This is a genomic window from Pseudarthrobacter sp. Y6 (genome assembly GCF_050156205.1).
GTDB lineage: Bacteria > Actinomycetota > Actinomycetes > Actinomycetales > Micrococcaceae > Arthrobacter.
The window spans coordinates 788562-805247 of the sequence record NZ_CP189574.1 but is presented as its reverse complement, the minus strand read 5'-3'; the positions used below and the strand labels follow the sequence as shown (position 1 = coordinate 805247).

14 protein-coding genes are annotated in these 16686 nt (G+C 66.5%); 9 read left to right on the top strand and 5 right to left on the bottom strand.

Annotated elements, in window-relative coordinates:
* Positions 1-109: 109 nt before the first annotated feature.
* Both ppc and ACQCSW_RS03940 read right to left on the bottom strand, forming a co-directional pair.
* Complete coding sequence (gene ppc, locus ACQCSW_RS03945) at positions 110-2932, bottom strand: phosphoenolpyruvate carboxylase (protein ID WP_426989599.1); 2823 nt, start codon at positions 2930-2932, stop codon at positions 110-112.
* A gap of 152 nt (positions 2933-3084) precedes the next feature.
* Complete coding sequence (locus tag ACQCSW_RS03940) at positions 3085-3765, bottom strand: NADPH-dependent F420 reductase (RefSeq protein ID WP_426989598.1); 681 nt, start codon at positions 3763-3765, stop codon at positions 3085-3087.
* Positions 3766-3958: 193 nt separating this feature from the next.
* On the opposite strand from ACQCSW_RS03940, the gene ACQCSW_RS03935 reads away from it, so the two are divergent.
* Positions 3959-4795 carry a DUF1684 domain-containing protein gene (locus ACQCSW_RS03935; RefSeq protein ID WP_426989597.1) on the top strand — a complete coding sequence of 279 codons (837 nt, stop codon included), beginning with the start codon at positions 3959-3961 and terminating at the stop codon, positions 4793-4795.
* An 18-nt stretch (positions 4796-4813) separates the two neighbouring features.
* Here ACQCSW_RS03935 and ACQCSW_RS03930 read toward each other — a convergent pair whose 3' ends face one another.
* Both ACQCSW_RS03930 and ACQCSW_RS03925 read right to left on the bottom strand, forming a co-directional pair.
* A complete protein-coding gene (locus ACQCSW_RS03930) occupies positions 4814-6094 on the bottom strand; it encodes an acyl-CoA dehydrogenase family protein (RefSeq protein ID WP_426989596.1) in 1281 nt (426 codons plus the stop codon).
* On the bottom strand, positions 6091-6900 hold the full coding sequence (locus tag ACQCSW_RS03925) for an SDR family NAD(P)-dependent oxidoreductase (protein ID WP_426989594.1): 810 nt from the start codon (positions 6898-6900) through the stop codon (positions 6091-6093). The genes ACQCSW_RS03930 and ACQCSW_RS03925 overlap by 4 nt, the downstream gene beginning before the upstream one ends.
* A 103-nt stretch (positions 6901-7003) precedes the next feature.
* On the opposite strand from ACQCSW_RS03925, the gene ACQCSW_RS03920 reads away from it, so the two are divergent.
* Positions 7004-8206 carry a glycoside hydrolase family 76 protein gene (locus ACQCSW_RS03920; protein ID WP_426989592.1) on the top strand — a complete coding sequence of 401 codons (1203 nt, stop codon included), beginning with the start codon at positions 7004-7006 and terminating at the stop codon, positions 8204-8206.
* Here ACQCSW_RS03920 and ACQCSW_RS03915 read toward each other — a convergent pair.
* Complete coding sequence (locus tag ACQCSW_RS03915; RefSeq protein WP_426989591.1) at positions 8142-8891, bottom strand: ABC transporter permease; 750 nt, start codon at positions 8889-8891, stop codon at positions 8142-8144. The two genes, ACQCSW_RS03920 and ACQCSW_RS03915, sit on opposite strands and share 65 nt — an antisense overlap.
* Before the next feature lie 141 nt (positions 8892-9032).
* On the opposite strand from ACQCSW_RS03915, the gene ACQCSW_RS03910 reads away from it, so the two are divergent.
* The 7 genes from ACQCSW_RS03910 (at position 9033) to ACQCSW_RS03880 (ending at position 16632) form a co-directional block, all read left to right on the top strand.
* A complete protein-coding gene (locus ACQCSW_RS03910) occupies positions 9033-9278 on the top strand; it encodes an FTR1 family protein (RefSeq protein WP_426989590.1) in 246 nt (81 codons plus the stop codon).
* A 182-nt stretch (positions 9279-9460) separates the two neighbouring features.
* Positions 9461-10642 (top strand): iron uptake system protein EfeO, encoded by a 1182-nt coding sequence (gene efeO, locus ACQCSW_RS03905; protein WP_426989589.1) that lies wholly within the window; start codon positions 9461-9463, stop codon positions 10640-10642.
* Complete coding sequence (gene efeB, locus ACQCSW_RS03900; protein ID WP_426989588.1) at positions 10639-12063, top strand: iron uptake transporter deferrochelatase/peroxidase subunit; 1425 nt, start codon at positions 10639-10641, stop codon at positions 12061-12063. Before efeO ends, efeB begins: the two co-directional genes overlap by 4 nt.
* Before the next feature lie 12 nt (positions 12064-12075).
* Positions 12076-12651: a hypothetical protein gene (locus tag ACQCSW_RS03895; protein WP_426989587.1), complete on the top strand. Its 576-nt coding sequence runs from the start codon at positions 12076-12078 to the stop codon at positions 12649-12651.
* Between the two features lie 174 nt (positions 12652-12825).
* A complete protein-coding gene (locus ACQCSW_RS03890; protein WP_426989586.1) occupies positions 12826-13881 on the top strand; it encodes an iron ABC transporter substrate-binding protein in 1056 nt (351 codons plus the stop codon).
* Positions 13882-13885: 4 nt separating this feature from the next.
* Positions 13886-15478: an ABC transporter permease gene (locus ACQCSW_RS03885; protein WP_426989585.1), complete on the top strand. Its 1593-nt coding sequence runs from the start codon at positions 13886-13888 to the stop codon at positions 15476-15478.
* Positions 15475-16632 (top strand): ABC transporter ATP-binding protein, encoded by a 1158-nt coding sequence (locus tag ACQCSW_RS03880; RefSeq protein ID WP_426989584.1) that lies wholly within the window; start codon positions 15475-15477, stop codon positions 16630-16632. The genes ACQCSW_RS03885 and ACQCSW_RS03880 overlap by 4 nt, the downstream gene beginning before the upstream one ends.
* Positions 16633-16686: the final 54 nt, after the last annotated feature.

Below are 16686 nucleotides of genomic sequence, written 5' to 3'. Positions count from 1 at the left end.
CTAAGGACGTCAAAAGGGGCCGCAGAGGGTATTAGCTGCAAGTTCGCGCGGGGGTCCGCGGGTCGCTCAGGCGGGTCGCGCGGGTGATGAGGGCAGAAAGCGTCCGGGGTTAGCCGGTGTTGCGCAGGCCGGCCGCCACGCCGTTGACGGTGATCAGCATGGCCCGCTGGAGCCGTTCGTCGATCTCGGCGCCGCTGATGCTCTCGCCTTCGGCGCCCTGGGCAGCCCGCACGCGGCGGAGCAACTCCACCTGCAGGTAGCTGATGGGGTCCAGGTACTGGTCCCGGATCTCCAGCGAACGCTTGAGCGTCGGCTGGGCGTCCAGGAGCACGTTCTCGCCGGTAAGGGTCTGGACCTCGGCGACGGTGAGTTCGAACTCTTCACGGATGGCACGGAAAATGTGGTGCAGGTCCTCGGGAACCAGGGTGGCCACATAGTACCCTGCGATGTCCAGGTCTGTCTTGGCCAGGGTCATCTCCACGTTGGACAGTACTGACCGGAAGAAGTGCCAGTTTTCCATCATCTCCAGCAGCTGCGCGGAGTTTCCGGCCTCACGGGCAGCCTTCAGGCCCGAGCCCACACCGAACCAGCCCGGCACGATCTGCCGGGACTGCGTCCAGCCGAACACCCAGGGGATGGCACGCAGTCCGCCAAGCCCCGCCCCGGAATCCGGGCGTTTGGACGGGCGCGAGCCGATGTTTAGCGAGCCCAGCTGCTCTACCGGAGTGGACGCCAGGAAGTACGCGGGCAGGTCCGGATCATCAATCAGCTTCCGGTACCGGTCGAAGGCACCGTCGGAGATGATTTCCATAACGTGCCCGAACCGTTCGCGCTGGTCATCGGACGTGCGCGGATCCCGGTGCAGAGCCGAGCCCTGGAGCACTGCCGCGAGGGACAGCTCCAGGTTTTCCCGGGCCAGCTCAGGCAGCGAGTACTTGTCCGAGATGACCTCACCCTGTTCGGTGAACTTGATCTCGCCTTCCAGCACGCCGTTGGGCTGGGCCATGATGGCGTCATAGGTGGGTCCGCCGCCGCGGCCCACGGAACCGCCGCGGCCGTGGAACAACCGGACGCGCACGCCATGCTTGGCTGCAACGTCGCGCAGCTTCCGCTGGGTCTTGTGGATCTCCCACTGGCTGGTCATTACGCCGGATTCCTTGTTGGAGTCCGAGTAGCCCAGCATGATTTCCTGGACGTCGCCGCGCAGCCGGACCAGGTCGCGGTAGGACGGAACGGACAGCAGCTGGTCCACGATCTCGGCCGAGGCACGCAGCTCCTCCACGGTCTCCAGCAGGGGCGCGAACCCGATCTTGGCGTAGGGAGTTTCGCCGAACAGGTTGATGAGGCCTGCCTCGCGGGCCAGGACGGCCGCGGCCAGGACATCGTCCGCGCCACGGGTCATGGAAATGATGTAGGTCTCGATGACGTCCGGACCATACGTGCGCAGGGCGCGCCGGATCTCACGGAAGACGTCGTACGTGCCGTCAGCGACGCCGTCGAGCTTAATCGGGTGGCCGGACAGGGGCCGGCGTGAGGCCAGCTCCGAGCCCAGCACCTCGAAGCGTTCCCCACGGCTCAGTTCCGCGTAGCGGATGCCGGGGCCGCCCAGCCGGTCCATCAGCTGGCCGACGGCGTCATGGTGGTGGTCGGCGTGCTCGCGGATGTCCAGGGTGGCCAGGTGCAGACCGAAGGACGCGACGGCGCGGCGGACGCGGGCCAGCGCGCCGTCGGCAGCGAGCGACGCCGAGTGGTTGCGGAGGGACAGCTCCAACAGTTCGAGGTCGTTGAGGAGTTCCTCGGTGGAGCTGTAATCACGGCCGTGTTCATGGGTGGAGTCTGCGGCCACCCGCTTGCCCGTGTTGATGAGCTTGGCCTTGATGCACGTGAGTTTAAGGCGGTAAGGCTCCTGGGCATTGAGTTCCAGGACGCGCCGGTCCAGGCCCGGCAGCTTCTTCAGGTCCGCCTCGATGGAGTCCAGCAGGTTCTGGTCCGCGCCGGACAACGCGGTGGAGTTGGACAGGATGGAGATCAGCTCGTCCATCATCGCGATACTGATGCGGACGGCGTGCTGGTTCTGGATCTGCAGGATTTCCCTGGTGACCGCCGCTGTGACGTTGGGGTTGCCGTCCCGGTCCCCGCCGATCCAGGAACCAAACCGGATGGGTGCGTCCTGGGACGCGAGGCTGACGCCGTGCTCGCCGAGCAGTTCCGAGAAATCCGAGAGCATCTGGGGCATGGCGTCGGTCAGGATGCCGCCGAGGTAGTAGATCGCGTTGCGGGCCTCGTCCACCGGGGTGGGGCGTACCTGGCGCAGTTCGTCGGTCTGCCACATCTGGTCGATGACCTCGGAAAGCTGCCGGTCCTGCCGACGGCGCGCGGTGGTGCCTTCCTTCGTGGACTCGGCCAGGACATCAGAGAGCTTGCGGATCTTGTCCAGCACGGAACGGCGCGAGGCCTCGGTGGGGTGGGCGGTGAAGATGGGGCGGACGTCCAGCCCGTTGACCACTTCCTGGAGCACGGCTGGCCCCGCCTGGGCGGCGATTTCGGTGACGGCCTTGGCCAGCCACCCGTCCTTCTCCTGCCGTGTCCGCAGGCCGCGGACCCGGTGGACCTGCTCTGCCGCGTTGGCCAGGTGGAAGTAGAACGCGAACGCACGCACCAGGTCGGTGGCCTGCTCGATCGGCAGGGAGCCGAGCAGTTCGCGGACCTGTTCGACGACGTCGTGCGCGCTCCATGGGCCGGTGGCATCGGCACCGCCACGGGCGGCTTCCTTGGACTCCTTAGTGAGGAGGCGGACCTGCTCCACCAGATCCAGGAGTTCGGGGCCGTGCTGGCGGACCAGGGATTCACCCAGCAGGGTGGAGACGCGCCGGACGTCGGCCCTCAGTTCAGAGGCGAGGTCGGTTGCGGAATTCATTGCAGTGTTAGCCATGGAAACTGTCTTTCGAGGGTTCGGACTTGGCTCGTACACTGCGCTGGATACTGTGAGCCACGTTACTAGCTATCGATGCTACCCGCACGGGGTGGCGAAGGCGGAATCCGTCTCAGATATTGCGCTGGTCTCCGCCCCTGCCGCGCCGGACTTCAGCGGACGATCTTGAAATTGAAATCCGGGGTCCCCAACGCCGACCACAGGCGCAGCCACACCGGGAGCATCATCTCCGCTCCGCGGGCGGTGGTGATATCTCCGAGGTCAATAATATCGCGGTGGCCCAGCTCCCGGAGGAGCGCCGTCACGGTGTTCTTGGCGCCGGGGTCGTCGCCGGAGACAAACACCGAGTGGTCCCCGCCGCCCAGCCTTCCGGGGTCAACCATCAGCCCGGCGTTCATGGTGTTGAGGGTTTTGACCACCCGCGCCTCCGGGAACGCGTGCTGGATCCGTTCGGCATTGCTGTCCGTGTTGACCGGGTTCAGCACCGGCGGCATGCCCTGGGAGAAGTCGAGCGGGTTGGAAACGTCCACCACAACTTTCCCCGACAGGTTGGCCGAGCCCGCGGCACTGAGGGCACTGAGTGCGCCCGCTCCGTTCGTTGCATTGACTATCAGTTCCGCCCCGGCTGCGGCCTCCGCGAACGTATCCAGGGCTATGTGCTGGTTCGCTGCGTGCCATTCGCTGAAGGGTGGCGTGCCCATGGAGTCCGGGCCGCTGCGGGCGAGAGTCCTTCCCGGGTCGCGGGTGCCCACCACCACGTCGTGTCCCAGTGCGGACAGCGCGCCCGCGAGGGTCCGGCCTGCGAAACCCGTGCCCAGGACCGCGATTTTCATGGTTCCTCCAAGTTCAGCCGTGGGAGTCCGGAACGATGTTCCGTCGCTTTCGACGTTACTCTCCGCCGCCTGCAAGACAAGGGCTGCGGCAGCAACGCGGCCGTGGTGGTCCGTGGTGGAATGGACAGCGTCTGCGCTGGGTTGTAAGCGTTGACGTCGTAGCCGGGGAATCAGAACCGCTTTTGGAGGAACCATGAACACCACCGCAGCCGCGCAGCTGGAACGCTGGCAGCGTTTCCGCACGAACCGGAACAAAGCCCTAGCCACCCGCCACGGCTGGCTGACCCTCACCTCCTTCCAGTGGCTGGAATCCCGGACCGCCGGCGTCGACCTCGCCCCCGGCCTCTGGTCAACGGACGGCACGACGGCGACGCTCACCGCTGCGGCACAGGACGGCCTGACGCTGGTGGAAACCGGTGAGCCCGTTGACGGGACCATTGCTGCCTCCCTCGCCAACGAGGAATCCCTGATGTGGGTGCAGTTCGGCGGCGCGGACGGGCAGCAGGTAGTGGTGGAACTGGCCATGCGCGCGGGCCGGTACGCCATCCGGACCCGTGATTCCGGCTCGCCGGTGCTGACGGAGTTCGACGGCGTGCCCACGTTCGATTACGACCCGGATCTGGTCATTGAGGCAGCCTACGAGGCGTACCCGGAGCCGGTGGCCATCCCGATCGGAACGGCCAATCCGCTGGTGGACGGCGTCCACTATTCGGTGGGCGAGGTGGTTTTCCGGCTGCCGGGGATTGACCATGAGTACCGCCTGCATGCGGAGGAGGAAAAACTGGGGGCCTTGACCATCACCTTTCACGACGGGACCAACGGCGAATCGACGGATGAATGGCGGAAAGTATCCACACCCAGGTCGCGGGTTGACGCGGCCGGGAAGGCCACGGTGGTCCTGGATTTCAACCGTGCCATCAATTACCCCAGCGCCTTCACCCCGTTCGGCACCTGCCCCATGCCCGTGAAGAACAACAGTCTGGACGCAAGGATCGAAGCCGGCGAAAAGCAACCCGCTTTCGGTGATTGATCGCGGGTTGCCGCCGGGTCAGACGATCGCTGAGACGCCGGTGACGGCACGGCCCACAATGAGCGTGTTGATTTCGAACGAGCCCTCGTAGGTGTAGATGGCCTCGGCGTCGGCGAAGATTTTGGCCATCCGGTAGTCCGTCACGATGCCGTTGCCGCCCAGGATGGACCTCCCCAGCGCCACGGTCTCGCGCATCCGGGCGCTGGTGTAGGACTTGGCGAGGGCAACCTGCGGCATGTCCGCCACCCCGTCATCCTGCAGCTGGGCAATACGCGCCATCATGGCCATGCTCGCTACGGCGTTGCCCAACATCGTGACCAGCTGCTGCTGGATGAGCTGGAATTTCGCCAGCGGCCGGCCGAACTGTTGGCGTTCGAGGGCGTACTGCCGGGCGACGTCGAACGCCGCCAGCTGCTGCCCCACCGCCTGCCACGCCACCATTATCCGCGAGCCGCGCAGGAGCTGGTTGGTGTCCTCGAAACTGCTGATGCCGGCAAATCGGTCGGCCTCAGCGACCTGGACATCCTTAAACACAATGTCCGCGTTCTGCACGGTCCGGAGCGCAATCTTGTTCTCGATCCGGCTCCGGCTCACACCCGGCAAGGAAGCATCAACGATGAACCCGCGCACCGCGCCATGCCCGTCGGCAGCCACGGCCTCGTCCCTGGCCCACACCAGCATGTAGTCGCAGAACGTCCCGTTCCCGATCCAGCGCTTGGCGCCGTTGAGCACCCACGAGTCGCCGTCGTCGTCGGGCTCGCCCGTAGCGCTGGAGATGCGCCGGGCACGGGTCTCCATGCCGCCGGCCACGTCGGAACCGTGGCCGGGCTCCGTCAGCGCGAACGCGCCGGTGATGCGCAGGCTTGAGGCGTCCGCAAGCAGCCGCTCTTTCTGGCCGGCTGACCCAAAACTGTAGAGCGACTCCACAAAGAGGTCGTGGTGGACCAGGAAGAATGTTGCGATCGAGGTGTCCACGCGCGTCATCTCGGCAATCACCAGTCCGGCGAAGAGGTTGCTGTAGCCGCGCTGCGCAGGCGTGCTCAGCTCCAGCGCGGCGAGCCTGGGCAGGATGTGCGCCGGAAACTCCGCCTTGTTCCACCAGTCCGACGCGTAGGGGGCGATCTCCGTGGCCAGGAACTCCCTCAGCTCGGCCAGTTTGGCCCGCTCCTTCGAGCTGAGGAGGGACTCGAACGAGAAAAAATCGGCGACGGGCAGGTCGTCGATCGATGGCCCGGAGGTAGCGGGTTCCGAAGCGGCGGGTTCCGAAATGGCCGGCTCGGCGGTGGGCAGCTCGTTCATTTCGGGCCCATCCGGATGGCACCATCGAGCCGGATGGTTTCGCCGTTGATCATCGCATTTTCCACAATATGGGCCGCCAGGTTGGCGTATTCGGCGGGCCTGCCCAGGCGGGACGGGTGCGGGACCTGCTGGCCCAGCGAATCCTGCGCGTCCTGCGGGAGGGTTGCCATCATGGGTGTTTCGAAGATGCCCGGGGCGATGGTCACCACGCGCACCAGCGAGCGGGCCAGTTCCCGGGCCAGCGGCAGCGTCATGGCGGCGACGGCGGCCTTGGAAGCGGCGTAGGCCGGCTGGCCGATCTGCCCGTCGAAGGCAGCCACGGAGGCGGTGTTGATGATGACGCCGCGCTCGGGGCCGCCCAGCTCGGTGCTTACAGGTTCCGTTGAAACCATGGCCGCGGCCGCCAGGCGCAGCACGTTGAAAGTCCCGATGAGGTTGACCTGGATGACGCGGTTGAACGTGTCCAGCGGGAGGACGCCGTCCCGGCCCAGGACCTTGCCCGGAGTGGCTACGCCGGCGCAGTTCACCACAATCCGGAGCGGCCCCAGGGCCACCGCGGTGTCGACGGCGGCCTGCACCTCAGTTTCGTTGGTGACATCCGCGGGGACAAAGGCCGCTCGTGCCCCCGACCCGCCGGCGGCGTTGAGCGCGCCGGCGTTGAGCTCGGCGGCGTAGGCCGCACCGGCAGAGGACGGCAGATCGATCAGCACAACCGAGGCGCCGGCGTCGAACAGGCGCTTCGCGGTGGCAGCCCCCAGCCCGGAGGCCCCACCCGTAATCAGCGCGACAGTACCCAAGACGTCCATACATCCTCCTTGATGCGGCCCGAACACCATAAGACCGGCGCGGAACATTAGTTAGTGCATGTTAACTGAAAATCCTGCGGGCCGCACCCGCTAGGCTAAACGGATGACCATGCCGGATGCCGAACCCGCAGACTGGCAGGACCGGGCCAACGTGGCGGCCCGCTCCGTCACAGGACTCTTCGGCCGGCGGCTGCTGTTCCTGCCGGGAACCCAGCTTGCTGCCGTGCAATGGCCGTCGAAGCGCCTGAAGAACCTCTTCCACCCGTGGCACTACTGGTGGCAGGCGCACTATGTGGACTGCCTGGTGGACGCCGGGCGCCGCGAACTGGGCAACGGAGCCACCCCCGCAGCAAGGTTCAACGGCCCAAGCCACCCCAGCGCCGGCAAGCTCGCGTCCAGGCTGGTCACGGGGATCCGGCTGCGGAACGCCAACACCTTCGTCAACAACTACTACGACGACATGGCCTGGCTGGCGCTGGCGACGCACCGCCTGCAAAGCCTGGCCGAGGAGACGCGCAAACCCGGACACCGCCGCAACGCCAGAGTCCACAAAACCCTCACCCTGCAGTTCGATTCCGCCTCCACCGATGACCTGGGCGGCGGGACCTTCTGGAGCAAGAAGCGCGACTTCAAGAACACCCCGGCCACCGCCCCCGCGGCGCTCTACTACGCCCGCACAGGCCAGCAGACCAAGGCGCAGCGGCTGGTGGACTGGCTCAACGCCGTGCTGTTTGACGAGGCCCAGGGCCTCTATGTTGACGGGGCGCGGCTCAACCCCGCCGGCGAAGTGATGGTGGAGAACACCATCTACACGTACAACCAAGGCCCCGTACTGGGAGCCTTGCTGGAGCTCGGCGGCGAGGCCAATCTCGCGAGGGCCGCAGCGCTGGTGGACGCGGTCGCGAAGCAGCTCACGGTACCCGGGCGGCCCGTCATCCGTGGCGAGGGCAGGGGTGACGGCGGACTTTTCACCGGTATCCTGGTGCGCTACCTGGCCTTGGCCGTCCGCGATGAACGGCTGCCAGCCGGGATCCGGACCAAAGCCCGCAGCCTGGTGACCGGCACGGCCGAAGCATTCTGGGCGGGCAGGACGGAACGGGACAACGGGACGGTTGTTTTCTCTCCCCAGCCACACCGCCCGGCGGGCCAGGAGTACCCGCCAGGCGCCGCCGTCGAACTTTCCACCCAGCTGCAGGCCTGGATGACCCTCGAAGCCGCCGCGGGCCTGAACCAGCCGCAGCTCACCGCGGCAGTCCCGGCCGCACCCGGACCGGGGCGAGCTGGGCGACCACCAGGACGGCAGTGACGGCCCCGGCCGCCATGATCGCCGCCAGCACCACGATCTGGAACCGCCCTGCCTCCAAGGGTGAAATCCCGCCGAAAATCGCCCCCACAAACGCTCCGGGCAAGGTGACCAGGCCGGTGGTTTTCGTCTGGTCCGTGGCCGGAATCAGTGCGGCGCGAACCGAACCCCGGGCGAGCTCAAGGGTTGACCGCCGCGGCGAAGCGCCCAGGGCGAGCCAGCCCTCCACCTCTTCCCAATGCTCATGGACAGACTCGGCAAAACGCCGGCCGGCCAGGACCGCGACGGTCATGGCGTTTCCGATCACAATCCCGCCGATGGCCAGGGCGTAGCGGGGAGTGAAGCCGACCGCGCCGGTGCTGAAAATGATGAGCAGCGTGGCGCTGATGCCCGCAGCCATCGAACCTCCCACGAGTGCGAGGTGTGGCCAGCTCCAGCCGACCCGCCGTGTTGCGCTCACCGCCGCAACGGCGAACATCACCAGCAGCGCAACGGCAACCCACGCCGGGCTGGTGATCACGCCGCTCAGAACGAAACTGACGGCGGCCAGCTGCACCGCTCCCCTGAGGATCGCCAGCGCGGGAGAAAACTTGGACGGCACCTGGAATGCCAGCAGCACAGCAACTGCCAGCGCCATCAGGAGACCGACGCCCGCCAGTGTCGGCACGAAATCGGCGAGCTCAGGCATGAGGCCAGCATAGCCAGCGGACCCGTCCGTCATTCCGCTAATTAGCTCACACAAAGTTTGCATAATTCGTGAAGCTCTGGGTAGTCTTCATTTTTAGGCAAGCCTAACCTTGGCTTCCACGAGCCGAGGTGCCCATCCACAATGACTGCAAACTACCTGATTGGCCTCCGCGAGGGCCTCGAGGCGACACTGATCGTGGTCCTGCTGATGGCGTACCTGGTGAAGAGCGGCCGCAAGCATCTCCTCCCGCGGATGTGGGCGGGCAGTGACACCGCTCGCGGGTGGACCTGCAATCCGAGGGAACGGCCTGGGGTCTCGCTGCCGTCGCTGCCGTCGCCGCCGTCCCGCCGTCGTCCTGGTACGGCACCCTACTCAGGGGAACACTGAACTTCCCGCCCGCCACCACCTGGTTTGAGGCCGCCGCGTAGCTGCTCTACGTTCCGCCTGTTATGTACCTCTATTTCCGTTCCAACCGGTGCGCCCACACGGTCACCGCTGACCGCACCACGGCCGCCACCATAGTCTCCTAACCCCACAGTCCAACGCATCACACCCCAAAGGATCTACCCGTGCCTATCTTCCCCCTGCCCATTTTTCCCAAGCGCATTTCCCGCTACGTCGCCCTGCTGGCCGCAGCCGTGCTGCCGCTGACCCTGGCCGCCTGCACGGACAACAACGCCGCAGCAGCCGCCGATCCCATCAAGGTCTCCAGCACGGCCGACGCGTGCACGTTGTCCACGCAATCCACCAAGAGCGGCAACATCACCTTCGCCATCCAGAACGACGGCAGCCAGCTCACGGAGTTCTACCTGCTGGCGGAGGACGGCCTGCGGATCATCGCCGAGGTTGAGAACATCGGCCCCGGCCTGACGCGCAACCTGGTGGTCTCGGCCCCCGCAGGCAAGTACACAACGGCGTGCAAGCCGGGCATGCAGGGCGACGGCATCCGCGCGGGCTTCGAGGTCACCGAGTCAGGCCAGAAGCCCGCCGTCGACACCAATATCAAGGCGCTCACGGACCAGGGCACCGCCCAGTACGTGTCCTACGTCAAGGACCAGACCGAGCAGCTGGTCGCCGGCACCAAGGAATTCGCCAAGGCCTACGCTGCCGGCGACGCCGCCAAGGCCCGCGAACTGTACGCCGCCACCCGAATGCACTGGGAGCGGATCGAACCTGTGGCCGAATCCTTCGGCGACCTTGACCCGAAGCTGGACGCCCGCGAGGCGGACCTGGCGCCGGGCGAGGAGTGGACCGGCTGGCACCGGGCCGAGAAGGACCTCTTCCCGCCGGCAGGTTTCCCCGCGCTTACCGCCCCCGAGCGCCAAACACTGGCAGCACAGCTGGTTGCCGACACCGAAGAACTGGCCACCCGCACCAGGACCGTTGAACTGACGGCGGACAAGCTGGGCAACGGCGCCAAGGAACTCCTCGATGAGGTAGCCACCGGCAAGGTCACCGGCGAAGAAGAGATCTGGTCCCACACGGACCTTTGGGACTTCCAGGCCAACGTGGACGGCGCCCGGATCGCCTTCGAAAACCTCCGGCCCGTCCTGGAACAGAAGAACCCGGAACTCGCCACGTCCCTGGACGCGAAGTTCGCCGCCCTCCAGACCGAGCTGAAGCAGCATGCTCGCGGCGAAGGCTTTGTCTACTACGACGAGCTGAGCCAGGGCCAGGTCCAGAAGCTGGCAGCCCTGGTTGACGCCCTCGGCGAACCCCTGTCCCACCTCACCGCGGCTGTTGTGCTGTGAGCGGCTGCCCGTTCGGGGGCGGCGAGCACGACGCCGGCGCAGCGGGTTCCGCTGCCCAGGCACCTTCTGCTGCGGCTGCCCACGCACCTGCCCCAGCCAGTGCCGCGGTCGCCGCCGCGACCCCCACTCAGGAGGCACCGGCGTCGCGCTTGTCGCGGCGGGGACTGCTGTCCCTGGCCGGCGCCGGAGGTGCCGGCGCCCTGGCCGGCCTCGCAGCCGGACTGCTCAGCCATGACACCCTGGCCGCCGTAGCCGCCCCGGCACAGGCACAGGCAGGAACCGGTGATGTAGTGCCGTTCCACGGGGCAACCCAGGCCGGGATCACCACCGCGGCGCAGGACCGCCTGCACATGGCCGCCTTCGATGTCATCACCGAGGACCGCAGTGCCCTCATCCAGCTGTTGAAGGACTGGACTGCCGCCGCGGAGGCCATGACCCGCGGCCGGGAAGCCGGCACCACCGGGGCCGTGGACGGCCCGTACGACGCACCTCCGGAGGACACGGGCGAGGCCTTGGGCTTGAGCGCCGGAAAGCTCACTGTGACGTTCGGTTTCGGTGCCGGGCTCTTCGAGAAGGACGGCAAGGCGCGGTTTGGCCTGGCGGGCCGCCGTCCCGAAGCCCTGATCAACCTTCCGCACTTCCCGGGCGATGACCTGCAGCCCAACCGCAGCGGCGGCGACATCATTGTCCAGGCCTGCGCCGACGATCCGCAGGTGGCTGTCCACGCCATCCGCAACCTGGCCCGCATCGGTTTCGGCACGGTACGCGTCCGCTGGTCCCAGCTCGGCTTCGGCCGCACGTCCTCCACGTCCCGGCAGCAGACCCCGCGGAACCTGTTCGGCTTCAAGGACGGCACCAACAACCTCAAGGCCGAAGACACATCGCTCCTGCAGGAGCACGTCTGGGCCGGGGCAGGCTCCCGCCCGGAGGAAGCCTGGATGCAGGGCGGCAGCTACCTGGTGGCACGCCGGATCCGGATGCACATCGAGATCTGGGACCGCACGTCGCTGCGGGAACAGGAACAGCTGATCGGACGGACCAAGTCCGAAGGTGCGCCGCTCTCCGGCGGCAAGGAGTTCACCGCCCCGGACTTCGCCATCCAGGGAAAGGACGGCGAACCCCTGATGGGCATGGATTCGCACGTCCGGCTCGCCCACGCGGACCAGAACAACGGCGTGCGGATGCTCCGCCGCGGCTACAACTACACCGATGGCTCCGACGGGCTGGGACACCTGGACGCGGGACTGTTCTTCATCGCCTTCGTCAAGGATCCGCGCACGCACTACGTCCCCATGCAGCTGGCTATGTCGAAGCAGGACACGCTGGCCCTGGAATACCTCAAGCACACCGGCTCCGCGCTGGCCGCGGTTCCGCCGGGCATCCAGCCCGGCGGGTTCGTCGGCGAAGGCCTCTTCACCTGATGGGGGCCAGGCATGAGCACCCCCGCACTGGGCTCCGTGCTGTCCAGGCCGAGGCTCCTGATTCCGGTCTTGTCCGTGGCAGCAATGGGCGCATGGGGCATGTCCATCGCGGCAGGCAGTACGTACACCTTTGACGCCGGTATCCACCGGCTCGCATTGTCCGCGCACGTCCTAGCCATGGTGCTGGCCTTCGGTGCGGTCATCGTGGTGGACTGGGTCGGCTTCCTGTGGCTCATCGGCAAACGCGGGCTGCACGACACCAGCAGACTGGAATCCGCTGCGGCCCCGCTGATCTGGATCGGCCTGATGGGGCTGCTGCTGACGGGTGCCTTCATCCGTCCGGACATCACGAACCCGGCAACGCAGCTCAAGATGTGCTGCGTCCTGGGGCTGATGCTCAACGGGATCTCCCTGGTCCCGGCCATGCGCACCCTGCATGCCCTGCCCGGAGGGACCATGTTCAGGGACGTCGCCGCAAACCTCCGGGCGCGGCTGCTGGTGGCGCGGGGTTCTCTCTCAGGGCTTCTGGTGGACGGCGATCATGATCGGCTTCGCCAACAGCATGAGCCGCCGCTAGCCCCGCCCTGAATTAATTACGTCACGCAACACTTCCGTAATTCTTGTGATCCTGCTCACTTAAGGCCGTTGCGGCTTGGTGGCTTAGGTATGGCTAACCTACGCTTTCTCAAGTGAGCCTCCCCGAATCCCCCGGCCCACAAGGACTCCGGTCCCGTTGACTTTGTTCGCAGAAAGTAGCACTCGATGAAGATCCGCAACAGCGCCCTGGCCGGCATCGCACTCGCCGCCACCGCAGCCCTCGGACTGACCGCCTGCGGCGGCAGCACCACGCCCGCAGCAACCGGCTCCTCCGCCGCAGACGGCAAAGCCGCCGGCGAAATCACGGTCTACAACGCGCAGCACGAGAGCCTGACCAAGGAATGGGTGGACGCGTTCACCGCGGAGACCGGCGTCAAGGTCACCCTGCGCAACGGTGAAGACCCGGAGATGGCCCAGCAGATCATCCAGGAAGGCCAGGCCTCGCCCGCCGATGTCTTCCTCACGGAGAACTCCCCGGCCATGGCCCAGGTTGAGAATGCGGGCCTGTTCGCTGACGTGGACAAGGCCACCACGGAGCAGGTGCCGGCCGAATTCCGCCCGAGCACCAACAAGTGGACCGGCATCGCCGCCCGCTCGACGGTCCTGGTCTACGACAAGACCAAGCTGACCGAAGACAAGCTCCCCAAGTCCATGCTGGATCTGGCTAAGCCGGAGTGGAAGGGCAAGTGGGCAGCCTCCCCGTCCGGCGCCGACTTCCAGGCGATCGTTGCCGCGCTGCTGGAGCTCAAGGGCGAGGCCGCAGCCGAAGAATGGCTCAAGGCCATGAAGGAGAACGCCAAGGACTACAAGGGCAACAGCACTGCCATGAAGGCCGTCAACGCCGGAGAAGTCGAAACGGCCCTGATTTACCACTACTACTACTTCGGCGACCAGGCCAAGACCGGTGAAAACTCCAAGAACGTGGGCCAGTACTACTTCAAGAACCAGGACCCGGGCGCGTTCCTCTCCGTTTCCGGCGGCGGTGTGCTGAAGTCGTCCAAGAATGCTGCGGCAGCGCAGGCTTTCCTGAAGTTCATCACCGGCAAGAAGGGCCAGGAAGTCCTCCAGCAGGGCACCTCCTTCGAGTACGCCATCGCCTCCGACATTCCGGCCAACGACAAGCTGGTTCCGGTCAAGGAGCTGCAGGCTCCAAAGGTTGACCCCGCCAAGCTGAACTCCGAAAAGGTCACCGAGCTGATGAACACGGCAGGACTGCTGTAATTCGGTGACCACTGATCTGGTGGCTCCCGAGATTTCCGGGAGCACGACGACGGCGGGCCGGGGCAAGCGCCCCCGCCCGCCTTTCGGCGTTTCTGCGATAGCGATTGTGGCGGTGCTGATCGCATTGTTTTCACTGCTCCCGCTCGGCTACGTCATCTTCATGACGGGCGCCACCGGCTGGGACACCGCGGTTGCGCTGATCTTCCGGGCGCGGGTGGGCGAGCTGCTGCTGAACACCGTCCTGCTGATTGTGATCACCGTACCGCTGTGCCTCATCCTGGGCGTCGGTGGTGCGTGGCTCGTGGAGCGGACCAAGCTCCGCGGGCGCAAATTCTGGGCGGTCCTGCTGGCCGCACCGCTGGCCATTCCGGCTTTCGTGAACAGCTACGCGTGGGTTTCCGCGGTCCCCTCACTGGAGGGCCTGTGGTCCGGCGTGCTGATCGCCACGCTGTCGTATTTTCCCCTCGTGTACATCCCCGCCGCAGCGACGCTCAGCCGGCTGGATCCGGCCATCGAACAGTCCGCTGCATCCCTGGGCCTGGGCGCCTGGCGCGTCTTTTTCAGGGTGGTTCTTCCGCAGCTCCGCATCGCCATGACCGGCGGAGCGCTCCTGGTCTCGCTGCATTTGCTGGCCGAATACGGGGCCTTCGCGATGATCCGGTTTGATACTTTCACCACGGCCATCATGGTGCAGTACCGCTCCACGTTCAACGGCACCGCTGGGAACATGCTGGCCAGCGTCCTGGTGTTCTTCTGCCTCATCCTGCTTCTGGTGGAAGTCCGCGGCCGCGGCACAGCACGGTACGCCCGGGTAGGCTCCGGCGCGCAGGCCAAGGCTCTGCGGCTTCCCCTGCACGCTTACCAGCTGCCCGGGCAACTCGCTCTGCTCGCCGTCACCGGGCTGGCCTTCGGACTCCCCCTGTACTTTGTTTTCCGTTGGATCGTCGCCGGCGGGGCCGATATCTGGGCCCTGGATGAGTTCCTGCCCGCCCTTTTGCAGACGCTCGGCTATGGCCTGGCCGGCGCCGTGGTGACCACCGCCGTCGCGTTCCCCATGGCGTATCTGGCCGTGCGGCACCCCAGCTGGTTCAGCAAGGCGCTTGAACTGTCCAACTACGTCACCAGTTCCATGCCGGGCATTGTGGTGGGCCTGGCGTTTGTCACGGTCAGTATCCGCGTGGTGCCGGGCGTCTACCAGACCGCAGGTGTGCTGATTGCGGCGTATGTGCTGCTGTTCCTGCCCCGGGCACTCGTGAACATCCGTTCCGGGCTGTCGCAGGCGCCTAAGGAGTTGGATGAGGCAGCTCAGGCGCTGGGCAAGCCTCCGCTGCAGTCCTTCATCCGGGTGACGCTCCGGCTGACCGCTCCCGCGGCTGCGGGCGGCGCGGCCCTCGTGTTCCTGGCCATCGCCAACGAACTGACCGCCACGCTCCTGCTCTCCCCGAACGGGACCCGCACGCTCGCCACCGAATTTTGGAGCAAGAGCAGCGAGATCGACTACGCCGGCGCCGCCCCCTACGCCCTGCTGATGATCCTGCTCTCGGCACCGATGACCTACCTTCTCTTCCAGCAGTCCAAGAAAGTGGCCGGACAGTGACCGAACACTCCCCCTCCAGGCTTCCGGAACCGCGGATCGCGGCGTCCGTGGCTCCTTCCACCAACAGCCACCTGCAGATCACGGACGTGACCAAGAACTTTGCGTCCCAGGCCGTCCTCAAGGGCGTCAACCTGTCCGTGGCCAAGGGCGGCACCACCGCCATCGTGGGGCCTTCCGGCTCGGGCAAGACCACACTGCTGCGGCTGATCGCAGGCTTTGAACACCCCGCCACCGGCAGCATCTCGCTCAACGGCACCAAGGTGGCAGGCGACGGTGTGTGGTTGCCTGCGCACAAGCGCCAGGTGGGGTATGTGGCCCAGGACGGCGCACTGTTCCCGCACCTGACGGTGGGCCAGAACATCGCTTTCGGCCTGGACACAGCCAAGCTCGCGGGCGGCCGCCGCGGGGCCGCGGGCCGTATCAGCGAGCTGCTTGACATGGTCTCGCTGGACGCCTCCATGGCCAAGCGGCGGCCACACCAGCTCTCCGGCGGGCAACAGCAACGTGTGGCCCTGGCCCGCGCCCTGGCCCGCGAACCCGAACTTATGCTGCTGGACGAGCCCTTTTCAGCCCTCGACGCCGGCCTGCGCGTGGCAACCCGGCGGGCCGTGGCCCAGGTTTTGAACAAAGCCGGCGTCACCACCATCCTGGTCACCCACGACCAGGCCGAGGCCCTGTCCTTCGCTGATCAGGTGGCCGTGATGCGCGGCGGCAAGCTGGCCCAGATCGGCAACCCGTTTGTGGTTTACACCCGCCCCGCCGACCGCGCCACCGCGGAATTCCTGGGCGACGCCGTCATCTTGGACGCCTGGATGGAAGGCTCGCTGGCCACGTGCTCACTGGGCGGAATTCCCGTGCGCCGCCCGCCTGCCCAGGGACGGGTGCAGCTGATGCTGCGTCCGGAGCAGATCCGCATTGCCGAGGATGGCCCCATCCGCGGCGTGGTGGTGGACACCGACTACTTCGGCCCGGAAACCACCGTGCGCCTCAAACTCTCTGTGCCACCTGAACTGGCCGGCGGCACCGACCACCGCTACCCCGGCGGCGGCGAAGTCATCACAATCCGGCATTGGAACGCCTCCATCGCCCGGCCGGGAATGGAACTCTGCCTGCGGGTGGTGGGCGAAGCCGTCGCCTTCCCTTTGGGCGACTGACCCCAACTAAGCAGCAGTAACTGTCGTTATGAGCCCTCAAAACGACAGTTACTG

Bases quoted from the DNA above. Each gene is read 5' to 3' on its own strand.
- ppc (WP_426989599.1), bottom strand. From the start codon at position 2,932: ATGGCTAACACTGCAATGAATTCCGCAACCGACCTCGCCTCTGAACTG.
- ACQCSW_RS03940 (WP_426989598.1), bottom strand. From the start codon at position 3,765: ATGAAAATCGCGGTCCTGGGCACGGGTTTCGCAGGCCGGACCCTCGCG.
- ACQCSW_RS03935 (WP_426989597.1), top strand. From the start codon at position 3,959: ATGAACACCACCGCAGCCGCGCAGCTGGAACGCTGGCAGCGTTTCCGC.
- ACQCSW_RS03930 (WP_426989596.1), bottom strand. From the start codon at position 6,094: ATGAACGAGCTGCCCACCGCCGAGCCGGCCATTTCGGAACCCGCCGCT.
- ACQCSW_RS03925 (WP_426989594.1), bottom strand. From the start codon at position 6,900: ATGGACGTCTTGGGTACTGTCGCGCTGATTACGGGTGGGGCCTCCGGG.
- ACQCSW_RS03920 (WP_426989592.1), top strand. From the start codon at position 7,004: ATGACCATGCCGGATGCCGAACCCGCAGACTGGCAGGACCGGGCCAAC.
- ACQCSW_RS03915 (WP_426989591.1), bottom strand. From the start codon at position 8,891: ATGCCTGAGCTCGCCGATTTCGTGCCGACACTGGCGGGCGTCGGTCTC.
- ACQCSW_RS03910 (WP_426989590.1), top strand. From the start codon at position 9,033: ATGACTGCAAACTACCTGATTGGCCTCCGCGAGGGCCTCGAGGCGACA.
- ACQCSW_RS03895 (WP_426989587.1), top strand. From the start codon at position 12,076: ATGAGCACCCCCGCACTGGGCTCCGTGCTGTCCAGGCCGAGGCTCCTG.
- ACQCSW_RS03890 (WP_426989586.1), top strand. From the start codon at position 12,826: ATGAAGATCCGCAACAGCGCCCTGGCCGGCATCGCACTCGCCGCCACC.